The sequence below is a fragment of the Bradyrhizobium sp. ORS 278 genome (genome assembly GCF_000026145.1).
GTDB lineage: Bacteria > Pseudomonadota > Alphaproteobacteria > Rhizobiales > Xanthobacteraceae > Bradyrhizobium.
Genome location: NC_009445.1, coordinates 5,709,155 through 5,721,476, shown reverse-complemented (window position 1 = coordinate 5,721,476; position 12,322 = coordinate 5,709,155). Strand labels below are relative to the sequence as shown.

12 protein-coding genes are annotated in these 12,322 nt (G+C 64.5%); 8 read left to right on the top strand and 4 right to left on the bottom strand.

All coding sequences use genetic code 11. The features are described 5' to 3' along the window. Window positions 1-21: 21 nt before the first annotated feature. Entirely contained in the window at window positions 22-255 is a 234-nt protein-coding gene (locus BRADO_RS25740; protein WP_012029122.1) for a hypothetical protein, read from the top strand. 145 nt (window positions 256-400) lie between these two features. Continuing rightward, on the top strand, window positions 401-967 hold the full coding sequence (locus tag BRADO_RS25735; RefSeq protein ID WP_012029120.1) for an HXXEE domain-containing protein: 567 nt from the start codon (window positions 401-403) through the stop codon (window positions 965-967). 181 nt (window positions 968-1,148) lie between these two features. On the opposite strand, the gene BRADO_RS25730 is transcribed toward BRADO_RS25735, so the two are convergent. The 4 genes from BRADO_RS25730 to BRADO_RS25715 form a co-directional block, all read right to left on the bottom strand. Then, window positions 1,149-1,445 carry a hypothetical protein gene (locus BRADO_RS25730; RefSeq protein WP_012029119.1) on the bottom strand — a complete coding sequence of 99 codons (297 nt, stop codon included), beginning with the start codon at window positions 1,443-1,445 and terminating at the stop codon, window positions 1,149-1,151. A 102-nt stretch (window positions 1,446-1,547) separates the two neighbouring features. Further along, a complete protein-coding gene (locus tag BRADO_RS25725; RefSeq protein WP_012029118.1) occupies window positions 1,548-2,147 on the bottom strand; it encodes a hypothetical protein in 600 nt (199 codons plus the stop codon). A 207-nt stretch (window positions 2,148-2,354) separates the two neighbouring features. After that, the gene (locus BRADO_RS25720; protein WP_371259345.1) at window positions 2,355-3,893 is read right to left on the bottom strand and encodes a serine hydrolase domain-containing protein; all 1,539 of its coding nucleotides are present in this window, start codon (window positions 3,891-3,893) and stop codon (window positions 2,355-2,357) included. A gap of 150 nt (window positions 3,894-4,043) precedes the next feature. Continuing rightward, window positions 4,044-4,778 (bottom strand): alpha/beta fold hydrolase, encoded by a 735-nt coding sequence (locus BRADO_RS25715; RefSeq protein WP_012029116.1) that lies wholly within the window; start codon window positions 4,776-4,778, stop codon window positions 4,044-4,046. A gap of 761 nt (window positions 4,779-5,539) precedes the next feature. Here BRADO_RS25715 and BRADO_RS25710 point away from each other — a divergent pair. From BRADO_RS25710 to BRADO_RS25690, 6 genes are all read left to right on the top strand, one after another. Next, on the top strand, window positions 5,540-6,697 hold the full coding sequence (locus BRADO_RS25710) for an IS481 family transposase (RefSeq protein WP_011923567.1): 1,158 nt from the start codon (window positions 5,540-5,542) through the stop codon (window positions 6,695-6,697). 334 nt (window positions 6,698-7,031) lie between these two features. Beyond that, window positions 7,032-7,160, top strand: coding sequence for a hypothetical protein (locus BRADO_RS35910; RefSeq protein ID WP_256374567.1), 129 nt, complete (start codon window positions 7,032-7,034; stop codon window positions 7,158-7,160). A 127-nt stretch (window positions 7,161-7,287) separates the two neighbouring features. Beyond that, window positions 7,288-8,865, top strand: coding sequence for a 2-isopropylmalate synthase (locus BRADO_RS25705; protein ID WP_012029114.1), 1,578 nt, complete (start codon window positions 7,288-7,290; stop codon window positions 8,863-8,865). Between the two features lie 289 nt (window positions 8,866-9,154). Continuing rightward, window positions 9,155-10,171 (top strand): TRAP transporter substrate-binding protein, encoded by a 1,017-nt coding sequence (locus tag BRADO_RS25700; RefSeq protein ID WP_012029113.1) that lies wholly within the window; start codon window positions 9,155-9,157, stop codon window positions 10,169-10,171. A gap of 120 nt (window positions 10,172-10,291) precedes the next feature. Then, a complete protein-coding gene (locus BRADO_RS25695) occupies window positions 10,292-10,858 on the top strand; it encodes a TRAP transporter small permease (RefSeq protein WP_041756943.1) in 567 nt (188 codons plus the stop codon). Then, window positions 10,855-12,180: a TRAP transporter large permease gene (locus BRADO_RS25690; RefSeq protein ID WP_012029111.1), complete on the top strand. Its 1,326-nt coding sequence runs from the start codon at window positions 10,855-10,857 to the stop codon at window positions 12,178-12,180. Before BRADO_RS25695 ends, BRADO_RS25690 begins: the two co-directional genes overlap by 4 nt. Window positions 12,181-12,322 lie beyond the last annotated feature (142 nt).

Sequence of the window (12,322 nt, the reverse complement as noted above, 5' to 3'; positions counted from 1 at the left end):
CGCCGCATCGGGAGAACTGCCGTGCCCCACCTCGCGTTCCTCGACCGGCTCCGCCGATGGCTTGGCGGCTCCGGCCCGCATATCGAGACCATCGCAACGGCGCTGACGGAGGGCCGGCTCCAACAGCCCGCGCATCCGATGTCGGACCAGGAGCTGTCGCAGGCGATCCGCGAGTTCCAGAGTCTGCCGCCGAGCGAGGCGAGCCTGAAAAAGCTTGCGCAGCGCCTCGGCGGTTCCGACCGGAAGTCTCATTAGGGCGGACTGTTTCGGTTTGCGGAACGCACGTGCCGCTCTAAGCTCCATCGCCTCGAGGTTCTCGCGGGCTGCGCAGGCGCGGCGCACCAGGGGTCCCGGAGGACTCCGGCTTGGCAACGCCGCTCGATTCACGCATCAATGGGTCATGTTCGATCTCCTCGCCCGACATTGGGTTGCCGGCGCCGTCTTCATGGCGGCCGCGCTGCTGGTGCTGGTGCCGCTGCTGGCGGCGGACTGGCCGCTGGCGCTGCTGCTGATCTTCCTGCACTCGCCGGGCTACATGATTCACCAGGTCGAGGAGCACACCGGCGATCGCTTCCGCAGCTTCGTCAACCGCGTGATGTTCGGCGGCCGCGAGGCGCTGACGACAGGCGATGTGCTGTGGGTCAATTGCGGCGCGGTCTGGGGCATCGATCTCGTCGCGCTCTATGTCGCCTGGGTGGCCGGTCCAGGCTGGGCGCTGGTCGCGCCCTATCTGATGCTGGTGAACTCGCTGGGCCACATCGGTCCGGCGCTGCGCTTCCGCAGCTACAATCCGGGTCTCGTGACGGGTCTCGTGCTGTTCATTCCGCTTGGGCTGATCACCCTGCTCGTCGTCCCGGCCAGTCCCGCGCAGCACCTGCTCGGCTTCGGCCTGTCGCTGCTGCTGCACATCATCATCGCCGCCAACGCCATTCGCCGCGCCCGCGTCGCCGGTCCGGTCAGCGCGTAGAACGACAACAAAGAAAGTAGGTGGGCCTAGGCGCGCGCATATGCCGCCGCTCGTGCCCTGTTGTCGTCCGCGCCGTGCCCACCATCGTGAGGTCGACACGATGCGTGGTGGTGAGCACGGCGCGCACGACAGCGCTGATCGATCAGCAGCATCACGGCGCGCCTTTGCCCACCCTACGGCCCTATTTGCCGTTGCTCTTGGCGCCGGCATGCGGGCTCATCGTCCCCATCGTGCCGTTGTCGGTGCTGCCATTGCTCATGCCGGTGTGACCGCCGGTGGCGCTGGTGTCGGTGCCGGTCGTGGTGCGGCCCATGTTGGCGCCAGTCGTGCCGGTGCCGTTGCCGGTCATGCCGGGGCTGGTCGTCGTTCCCGATGCGCCCGTGCCCGAATTGGCCCCGGCGCCGCTGCTGCCCTGGGCCAGTGCCAGCGAGCTCGTCAGCGCGAACGCGGTCGCAAGTGCGATGGTGGTGATCTTCATGGGGAGTCCTTTCTCTGTCTGCTGAGCAGAGCTAACAGGACAGTGCCGCCGCCGTTCCTTTGTGACCGGTGGCGCGCCGTGTCGGAGCGTCACGGTCCGTGCTCAGCCGCGGCCCTTGTTGTCGGTGTGATCCTGATATTGCTCGGTCTCGACCCAGCGGCCGTCGAGGTCACGCTCGCGCGAGCTCTCGGTCTTGTCGCGGTTCGATAGCACCATGTTGTCGCCGACCAGATCCTCCTGCAGATCGGTCATTGCGCCGGAGCCGTCGCCCTTGGCTTTGATGCGCGGCGCGGGAGCGCCGTCGGCGTTGCTCGCCCTGGCATCGGTCACACGGGCGCGGTGCTGGTCCCGCTCGATCTCGCGCGCGAGCTGATTGGAGTCCGGATGGTCGGGCTTGCTCTCGAGCATGCGCAGCTGCTGTTCATGCGTCTTGCGGCCCTGCAGCTCCTTGTGACGGGACGGCTGGTCGCGATCATGTTGCGGCGGCCCGCGCCGGCGGTCCATCACCTCGGCCTTGTCGATGCCCCCTTGGGCATTGGTGTCGTTCTCGATGTCGCCCTGAAACGTGTTGGCGCCTTCCAGCTGCTCGAGATCGTCGAGGCTCGCCTGCGCCATGGTGACGCCCTTGGAGCCGCCGATCAGCGGATTGCGTACGAGGTCGACATCGCTTGGGCGCGGCATCTTCGGATGCTTGTTGCTCATCGGCTGCCCCTTCCATGGAGGGGCTCGCCCTTGGTCTCGGTCGAGGTGGACATGATCGGTTCCTCGCGTTTCTAGCCCGTCGCAGACCGGCTTGCTTGCGAGAGACCAACGCGAGCCCCGCGACGGGGTTCTAAATACAAACTGGATTGATCACGCGGAAGAACGCGCGATGGCAGCACGCTGCCAGCTCGGGAAACGGCGTTTGACCTAGTTGACGGCCTGTCCCTCCACCGCCACGTCCTTGCCATAGCGGCCCTTGGTCCGGAACGTCACCTTGTCGCCGTCGAAGCTGAGCCGCCAGTTGCGCTCCTCGCCCTGGCCGATGAACTGCACGTCGATCGTGAAGGTCATGGCGTCGACCCAGCTGCCCTTCATCGCCCGGTAGACGAAGGGCTCCCACGGATGCGGTGGCACGGTCTTGCGATAGAGGCCGTCGAGGCCGATCGGGCTCTGCAGATGCACCGTGCCGCCGGAGCGGTCTCGCGACGGGATGTCCCAGGTGACCTGCGGCTCGGGTCCCATGAGGTCGAGCTTGATCGTGTTGATGCCGAGCGGGCCAGGCGGGAAGCTGTAGGTCTTCCCAGAGATGGCCGCCGCGGTCTCCGGCACCGCGCCGACGGGGCCTCGCAGTTCCGTCGCGGCCTCGCGGACATCAGTGGCGAGCGCGGCCGCCGCGTCGGGCGCCGCCGGCAGCGTGCTGTCGGACGTCGCGGCCGCCACGATGGCATTGGCGAGCTTGCGGAACGGACAGAAGTCACGCGCCGTCATCACCGCCACGATGTCGCGATCGGGCAGCACCATGATCACCTGGCAGTGATAGCCTACTGCCATGAATACGTGCTTGTCGGGCAGGGCCCAGAACTGATCGGCGTAGGAGAGCCCGGGATCGAATTTCGCATTCATGCTGACGGTGGCATGGTTGACGGCGTCGATCCAGTCGGGCGGCAGCAATTGCTGCGCGCCCCAGCGGCCGCCGCGCAGATAGAGGTAGCCGAGCTTCGCCATGTCGCGCGGCTTCAGCGCCAGCCCGAAGCCGCCGCTGGAGATCCCCTTGGAATCCTTGAACCAGGCGTGCTCGCTGATGCCGAGCGGCCCGAACAGTCGCTCCTGGGCAAAATCCTCCGCGCTCTTGCCGGTGAGCTTGGTGACGATCGCGGACAGCAGATGCGAGTTGCCGCTGTTGTAGTAGAACGTCTCGCCGGGCGCATGCGCCATCGGCCGGTCGAGAATGTACTGCACCCAGTCCGGGCTGCGGCCCATCTCGTAGAGCGACGTTTCGGCGCCGCCATTATAACCTTCGTCCCAGTCGAAGCCGGAGGTCATGTTGAGCAGATGCTGCACCGTCAGCGCCTGCTTGCGCGCGTCGACATTATCGATCTTGCGATCCGCAAAGAAGTCGAGCACCGGATGATCGAGGCTGTCGAGCACGCCGTCCTTGAGCAGCATCGCGATCAACGTCGCGACGACCGCCTTTGTCGAGGAATTGATGATGTGCGGTTGATCGGCGCTGTACGGCGCGTAGGAGGCATCCAGCACGACCCGGCCATGACGCGTGATCAGCAGGCTGTCGAACCGCATCGCCTTGCCCATCGCGACGAGCTTCGCCAGCGCGGCGGAATCCATGCCTTCTTCTTCGGGCGTGGCGGTCGCCCAATCGGGTTGAGGGAAGCCGGCGAGGCCGGCATCCTCGGCCGAAGCTGCATTGATCAGCAGACCGACGACAAGCAGGGTTGCGAATGATGCCATGAGACGCATCATGTCGGATGTCCTCCGATGAGCGACGTCATCTTAGGGTATCAGACGACCGCAATCCACCGAAGATTGTGTGATGACTGCTGCGCGCGTCGAGCCGCCGTAACGCTCTCCTCGTCAAGCGGATTCAACACTGGCTCATGCTCACGCGGCCCAATGCGCGCGCAGCGCCGCTGCGATGCTCTGCGGCCGCTCGACGATGCTCCAGTGACCCGCATCCGGCTCGACATGCAGCCGCGCGCCATGCGCGTGCGCGAAGCGGCTGAGAGTCTCGAGCGGCACGAAAGGGTCCTGCGTGCCCGAGATCACCAACCCGCGCCGCGGCAGCTGAGCAAGCCGCGCGATCCAGTCGCCGCCAAAGCGGAGCCCATCTGCGGAGCGATACAGCGCGAGGATCGCCCGCCGCATCGGCGCGCGCCACGCCGAAGCTTCGCGCGCCGCGAGCTGCGATGGCAATCCGCTCTGCCGGAACATCCGCGCCATGGCGCTCCGAGTCGACAATGCCATGAAGATTTCGCCCAGCACGGGCGTATTCCAAATCCGCGCGATGCGATGTCCCCGATAATCGGCATCGAGCGCGCCGCCGGCCACTGCCCAGGACCGCACCAGCTCCGGCCGCAGCGCCGCCGCGCGCAGCACCAGCAGCGCGCCCCAATCATGCCCGACCAGATCCAGTGGCCCGAACGCCGCATGCTGTGCTTCCATCAGCGCAATCAGCCAGTCGGCGTAGGCATCCTTGGTGCAGGCGAAGCCAGGAGGGACATCGCCATCGAAGCCGGGCAGGGCAGGTACTGCCACGGTCTCGCCGAGTGCCGCAATCAGCGGGTCCCAGATCGCGGGCGTATCGGGGACGCCGTGGAGCAAGATGCGGTTGGTCATGCAATCACGTTACCACACGTTCGATCTTTCGTGTTCGCCGAAATTTGCGCTTTCCTTTTTTCAGAATTTATGGTTGGATGCGCCATCCCGCCTCATCGAAGAGGGGCGTACGCGTCGTCACGATACGTGGAGTGCGGGGAGCGATGGCCGTGAGGCGCCGGATGACGACCGGCGGCTTGCGGACGGCGAAGTCGTGTGGTCCTGGCCTCCCGATGCTGAGGTCAAGTTCGTGCCGTTGCGCGAAGCAGCCGTGCGGATGATGGGGGCAAGAAAGCCCGGTCCCCAGGGAGAGCGCGAAGGAAGCCGTAAAGCCGTTGCGCAGGGAAGGCCGGGATGTCCTGGCCGATCCTGTGGTTCCTGCCCCGTGCACTCTCTTCCGCACGGGGGCCGCGGGTGTCGGCAGACGCCCGGCCTTCCCTGCACCCTCGATTGGCGAGGGGCGATGCTGATGATCAGCCCGGGCACGATGCTGTCGCGGGAGCGGAGAGGTGTGTGCGGATGCGATTTGAACAATCGGTCAAAGCCAGAGGGGCGCCCAGCTTGTGCGTCAAACACCGACGTCATTCCAAGCGAAGCAATCCAGGGCTGTGTGCATGAATCTGGATTGCTTCGCCTCGCTCGCAATGACGCGGGGAGAGTTTGCCCCACCCACGGCTGTCATCGTCCGCGCAGTGTTCAGCCCGGGGACATAGCTGACGGGTGTTCGGACACATGGTTGACACGTCAAAATCGGCTCGATTCGTCAAGCAAAGGGGCGAGCGATGCCGTGGCGAGAGGTGTCTGTCATGGACCAGCGACGAGAGTTTGTGATGCTTGCCAAGCAGGAAGGGGCCAACCGGCGGGAGCTGTGTCGGCGGTTCAGCATCAGCCCCCAGACGGGCTACAAATGGATCCAGCGGCATGACACTGGCGACACGGCGCTGGCAGACCGGTCGCGGCGGCCTCATCGCAGTCCTGAGCGCACTGCGGCTGCGATCGAGCAGCAGATTGTCGCGTTGCGCGATGCTCACCCGGCCTGGGGCGCGCGCAAGCTCGCACGTCGTCTCGAGCGCGACGGGCAAGCTGTCCCGGCGATATCCACCGTGCACACCATCCTGCGCCGCTACGATCGCGTGATGGAGCCTGCAGGCACGCCCGGACAGCCCTACACTCGGTTCGAGAAGGATACGCCCAATCAGCTTTGGCAGATGGACTTCAAGGGACACAGTGCGCTGGAAAACGGTGTGTCCTGTCACCCGCTGACGGCGTTGGACGATCACTCGCGCTTCTCGTTGTGCCTGGCGGCTTGTGACAACGAGCGCGGCTCTACGGTTAAAGGACATCTGGAGACGACGTTCCGCCGCTATGGATTGCCGGATGCGATGTTCGTCGACAATGGTGGCCCTTGGGGCTTTACACTTGAAGACCCCTGGACCGCACTGACGGTCTGGCTTCTGAAGCTCGGCGTTCGAACAATCCACAGCCGGCCCTACCATCCTCAGAGCCGCGGCAAGAACGAACGCTTCCACCGCAGTCTGAAGGCTGAGGTGTTTGCCTTCAGGCGCTACCGTGACCTTCCCGATGTCCAGCGGGCATTCGACGAATGGCGCTCCATCTACAATCTCGACCGGCCGCACGAGGCTCTGAACTTCGACGTGCCGGCAAGCCGCTATCGACCAAGCCAACGCACGATGCCGGACCGCCTTCCAGTAGTCGAATACGACGAGGGTGAGACCGTTCGCTCCGTGTCGACCACCAAGGCCTACGTCAGCTTCGAGGGACGGCTGTGGAAAGTCCCGCAAGCCTTTCGCGGAGAGCGGCTGGCTATCCGGCCACTCAGCGCCGACGGACAGTTCGGAATATTCTTTGCCGCGCATCAGATCGCAGCCATCGATTTGCGCGACCCCAAAAGTGTCAACTATGTCCCCGAACAGGTGTAAGCTATGTCTCCGGGCTGAACAGCAGGCGGACGATCCAGTATTCCAGAGGCAGTTGTGAGTGAGTCGAGGGGCCGCAGCGTACTGGATACCCCGCTTTCGCGGGGTATGACGGCGGAGAGTGGGGCAGCTGAGCGGGCCGGCCGCGCGAGCGCAACGGCGGAAGAAGGCGGCGCGAGAGGGAAGGGTTCAGGGCTCGATACGTCACCCCTCCTGACCCTTATTCGGCGTTGCGAGGCCCTGTCATTCCCGGTAAAAGCACCGTTGAGGACGCCTCGGCAACATTCCGTCAACGGTTTTGCCGCACCATTTTCGTGTCTTCGCAAAGGGTTTGGCAATGCTGATTCGCAGCGCAGAGATCGAGGCCATCGCCGGGGCAGACGCCCGGTTGATCGCGCTCGCCTCGCTGCAGCCTCGCGCCGCCCTGATCGGCGCGCTCGAGCTTCTGCTTCTTAGCTGCCCCTGAGGGCCGGCTGGGCGGGATGCGCCTGGGCACTCAGGGGGCTGCTTCGACACCGAAACACCCTTCAGCGCCCAATGTCTGGAGATCCTGACAGCCAGGCGCACCACCTTCAGACTCCGAGGAATAGCCAATGTCCAATCCCGTTCAGTCCGACAAGGACCGCGTCGTCATTTTCGACACCACCCTGCGCGACGGCGAGCAGTGCCCCGGCGCCACCATGACGTTCGAGGAGAAGCTCAACATCGCCGCCATGCTGGACGACATGGGCGTCGACATCATCGAGGCCGGCTTCCCGATTGCCTCTGACGGCGACTTCGAGGCCGTCAACGAGATCGCCAAGCGGTCGAAGAACGCGGTGATCTGCGGCCTGTCGCGCGCCGGCGCCAAGGACATCGATCGCTGCGCCGAGGCGATCCGCCCGGCCAAGCGCGGCCGCATCCACACCTTCCTGTCCACCTCGCCGGTGCATATGAAGTACAAGCTGCAGATGGATCCGCAGCAGGTGTTCGAACTGGTGATCTCCTCGGTGACCCGCGCGCGCAACCACACCGACGACGTCGAGTGGTCGTCGGAGGACGGCACCCGCACCGAGTTCGACTTCCTGTGCCGCTGCGTCGAGGCCGCGATCAAGGCCGGCGCCAGCACCATCAACATCCCGGACACCGTCGGCTACGCCGTGCCGGAGGAGTATTACGACCTGTTCAAGCGGGTGCGCGAGACGGTGCCGAACTCCGACAAGGCCGTGTTCTCCGTCCACTGCCACAACGATCTCGGCATGGCGGTCGCCAACTCGATGGCCGGCGTGCGCGCCGGCGCCCGCCAGATCGAATGCACAATCAACGGCATCGGCGAGCGCGCCGGCAACGCGGCGCTCGAAGAGGTCGTGATGGCGATGCGCGTGCGCAACGACAAGCTGCCGTTCTGGAACAAGATCGACACCACGCAGCTGACTCATGCCTCGAAGGTGGTGTCGGCGGCGACCTCGTTCCCGGTGCAGTACAACAAGGCCATCGTCGGCCGCAACGCCTTCGCGCATGAGAGCGGCATCCATCAGGACGGCATGCTGAAGAACGCGCAGACCTACGAGATCATGCTGCCAGAGACGGTCGGCGTGAAGCAGACCTCGCTGGTGATGGGCAAGCATTCCGGCCGTCACGCCTTCATCCACAAGCTGGAGGAGATGGGCCACAAGCTGTCGAGCAACCAGGTCGAGGATGCCTTCGTCCGCTTCAAGGCGCTGGCCGATCGCAAGAAGCAGATCTACGACGAGGACATCGAGGCCCTGATCGACGAGGGCATGGTGAGCGCCCATGACCGCATCAAGCTGCTGTCTTTGAGCGTGATCGCCGGCACCCGCGGCCCGCAGCGCGCGACCATGAAGCTCGACATCGACGGCGTGACCAGGATCGAGGAGAGCGAGGGCAACGGTCCGGTCGATGCGGTGTTCAACTGCATCAAGTCGCTGGTGCCGCACGAGGCCAAGCTGGAGCTGTACCAGGTCCATGCCGTCACCGAGGGCACCGACGCGCAGGCCGAAGTCTCGGTGCGGCTGTCGCAGGACGGCCGCTCGATGACCGCGCGCGCCGCAGATCCGGACACGCTGGTCGCCTCGGCCAAGGCCTATCTCGGAGCGCTGAACAAGCTGGTCATGAAGCGCCAGCGCGATGTCGCGCCAGGGCATGGCGCCTCGGCGGCCGCGGCGAGCTGATCCCGCGCAACGTCATTCCGGGGCAGCCGCGCCAGCGGCTGAACCCGGAATCCCGAGCTTGGTTTGCACCTCTTCCTACAATTTCGAGGTTTCCCAATGCGCAATTGCGCATCTGAGGTTCGGCGCTGCGCGCCGCTCCGAACGACGAGCGGATGGTGCATTGCAGCACTTGAATCCCGCGTCTGCGGCTAACGGTCAATGGCAATCCCGCCGTCGACCAGCTAACAATGTCCCTGGCATACAAAGCGGGGGCGTCATTGCAATGCCCCCCGAACGTCGGGAGGACACCTTGCAGCCGTTCAAATTCCGTCACGTGATCGCCACCGCCGCCTCGCTGGCCGTGCTCGCGCTGGCCGGCCCGGCACTCGCGGCCGATCCGATCGTCATCAAGTTCAGCCACGTGGTGGCCTCGAACACGCCGAAGGGCCTCGCCGCCGACAAGTTCAAGGAACTCGCCGAGAAGTACACCGACGGCAAGGTGAAGGTCGAAGTCTATCCGAACTCGCAGCTCTACAAGGACAAGGAAGAGCTTGAGGCGCTGCAGCTCGGCGCCGTCCAGATGCTGGCGCCGTCGAACTCGAAGTTCGGCCCGATCGGCATCAAGGAATTCGAGGTGTTCGATCTGCCCTACATCCTGCCCGACCTCGCCACGCTGCGGAAGGTCACGGACGGCCCGCTCGGCGCCAAGCTGCTCAAGCTGCTGGAGCCGAAAGGGATGATCGGGCTGGCCTATTGGGACAACGGCTTCAAGCAGATGAGCGCCAACAAGAAGCTCGTCGATCCCGCCGACTACAAGGGCCTGAAATTCCGCATCCAGTCGTCCAAGGTGCTGGACGCCCAGTTCCGCACGCTCGGCGCCATCCCGCAGGTGATGGCGTTCTCCGAAGTCTACCAGGCGCTGCAGACCGGCGTCGTCGACGGCCAGGAAAACACGCCCTCGAACATCTACACCCAGAAGATGCACGAGGTGCAGAAGTACATCACGCTCACCAATCACGGCTATATCGGCTACGTCGTGGTCGTGAACAAGAAGTTCTGGGACGGCCTGCCGCCGGACATCCGCGCCGCCTGCGACAAGGCGATGAAGGAGGCCACCGAATACGGAAACGGCCAGTCCGCGAAGGAGAACGACGACGCGCTGGAGGAGATCCGCAAGTCCGGAAAGTCCGAGCTCGTCAAGCTGACGCCGGCGCAGGACGAGGCGATGCGCAAGGCGATGATGCCGGTCTACAAGGACGTCGCCGGCCGCGTCGGCCAGCCGCTGATCGACGAGTTCCTGAAGGAGACTCGCGGCACGACGAACTGATGAATTGAGCGAGACAGGCGCGGGCCGGCGGCCCGCGCGGGGCAAGGCCTGGCAGGGCGCCAGGATAAGCAGACGGCGCAGTCAAGCGTCGCGAACGTTTGATTGTTGGGGGGAGGGGACTTGGGCTTCCTGTTGCGCATCCTCGATCGGCTCGAGGAGATCCTGATCGCATTCCTGATCGCGGCGGCGACCTCGATCATCTTCGTGGCCGTGCTGCACCGCTATCTGGTCGGCATCCCCTTGCTCTATCCGATCCTGTTCCCGATCGATTTGTCTTGGGCGCAGGAGCTCTGCATCTACATGTTCGTGTGGATGGCGAAGTTCGGCGCCGCCTATGGCGTGCGCACCGGCATCCATGTCGGCGTCGACGTCCTGGTCAACATGCTCCGGCCGTCGCTGCGCAAGGTGACCATCCTGTTCGGTCTGCTGTGCGGTGCGCTGTTCACCGCGATCATCGGCACGATGGGCGCCAAGTTCGTTTATGGCCTGTCACAGACCGACCAGGTCACGCCCGACATGGAGCTGCCGAGCTGGCTGGTCTATCTCTGCATCCCGCTCGGCTCGTACCTGATGTGCTTCCGCTTCCTCCAGGTCGCCTGGCACTATCTCCGCCACGACGAGCTGCCGCATCATGACCACGCGGCGGTCGAGGGCATCGAGACCCCGGGCGTGGAGGCTGTGCGATGAGCAGCCTCCTGATCTTCGGCCTGCTCATCTTTTTGATGCTGACAGGCATGCCGATCTCGATCGCGCTCGGCCTCACCGTGCTGTCCTTCGTCTTCTTCATGACGAACGTGCCGACCGAATCGGTCGCGTTGAAGCTGTTCACGGGCATCGACAATTTCGAGATCATGGCGATCCCGTTCTTCATCCTCGCCGGCAATTTCCTGACCCATGGCGGCGTCGCGCGACGGATGATCAATTTCGCGACCTCGATGGTCGGACACTGGTATGGCGGCCTCGGCCTTGCCGGCGTGATGGCCTGCGCGCTGTTCGCGGCCGTGTCAGGCTCGTCGCCCGCGACCGTGATCGCGATCGGCTCGATCATGCTGCCGGCGATGGTCAAGCAGGGTTTCCCAAAACGCTTCGGCGCTGGCGTCATCACCACCTCGGGCGCGCTCGGCATCCTGATCCCGCCTTCGATCGTCATGGTGGTGTATTCGGTCGCGACCGGCGGCAGCATCGCGCTCGACCCGGCCGGCCATCGCGTCTCGTCGGCCTCGGTCGGCCAGCTGTTCATGGCCGGCGTTATCCCAGGCCTGATGCTGGCAAGCCTGCTCGGCTTCACCACCTTCTACCGCGCCTGGAAGAACGACTATCCGCGGCTGCCCCGCGCCAGCTGGGCGGAGCGCTTCACCGCCTTCCGCAAATGCATCTGGGGCCTGCTGCTGATCGTCATCGTGCTCGGCGGCATCTACACCGGCAAGTTCACGCCGACGGAAGCCGCCGCCGTCAGCGCTGTCTACGCCTTCGTCATCGCCGTGTTCGTCTATCGCGACATGTCATGGAAGGACGTGCCGAAGGTGCTGCTCGGCTCGGCCAACATGAGCGCGATGATCCTCTACATCATCACCAATGCCGTGCTGTTCTCGTTCCTGATGGCGAACGAGAACATCCCGCAGCAGATCGCCAACTGGATGGCGTCGGCCGGCGTCAACTGGGCGGTGTTCCTCTTGGTCGTGAACATCCTGCTGCTGCTCGCCGGGAACGTCATGGAGGCGACCTCGATCGTGCTGATCATGGCGCCCATTCTTTTCCCGGTGGCGGTCAAGCTTGGCATCCATCCGGTGCATTTGGGCATCCTGATGGTGGTCAACATGGAGGTCGGCATGTGCCACCCGCCGGTCGGACTCAACCTCTACGTCGCCTCCGGCATCGCCAAGATGGGCATTACCGAGCTGACCATCGCGGTCATGCCGTGGCTGCTGACGATGCTCGGCTTCCTTGCGCTCGTCACCTACGTCCCGGAAATCTCGCTCTGGTTGCCGCGGATGCTGGGGATGCTCTGAGGCGCAGCAATGAAATGATACCGAATTGCAAAAACAGAAAGGTATCTGAAGCAATTACATCTTCGTAAGGTCGTACACTCTGTCCAAACTGTAAGTTGAAGGCCAGAGGCGGCGGGATCATGCTGGTCCGGCTTTCCAAGGA

Coding starts and splice junctions, on each gene's coding strand:
- BRADO_RS35910 (WP_256374567.1), top strand. CDS start 7,032: ATGCTGATTCGCAGCGCAGAGATCGAGGCCATCGCCGGGGCAGACGCC.
- BRADO_RS25735 (WP_012029120.1), top strand. CDS start 401: ATGTTCGATCTCCTCGCCCGACATTGGGTTGCCGGCGCCGTCTTCATG.
- BRADO_RS25725 (WP_012029118.1), bottom strand. CDS start 2,147: ATGAGCAACAAGCATCCGAAGATGCCGCGCCCAAGCGATGTCGACCTC.
- BRADO_RS25715 (WP_012029116.1), bottom strand. CDS start 4,778: ATGACCAACCGCATCTTGCTCCACGGCGTCCCCGATACGCCCGCGATC.
- BRADO_RS25710 (WP_011923567.1), top strand. CDS start 5,540: ATGCCGTGGCGAGAGGTGTCTGTCATGGACCAGCGACGAGAGTTTGTG.
- BRADO_RS25705 (WP_012029114.1), top strand. CDS start 7,288: ATGTCCAATCCCGTTCAGTCCGACAAGGACCGCGTCGTCATTTTCGAC.
- BRADO_RS25720 (WP_371259345.1), bottom strand. CDS start 3,893: ATGGCATCATTCGCAACCCTGCTTGTCGTCGGTCTGCTGATCAATGCA.
- BRADO_RS25730 (WP_012029119.1), bottom strand. CDS start 1,445: ATGAAGATCACCACCATCGCACTTGCGACCGCGTTCGCGCTGACGAGC.
- BRADO_RS25690 (WP_012029111.1), top strand. CDS start 10,855: ATGAGCAGCCTCCTGATCTTCGGCCTGCTCATCTTTTTGATGCTGACA.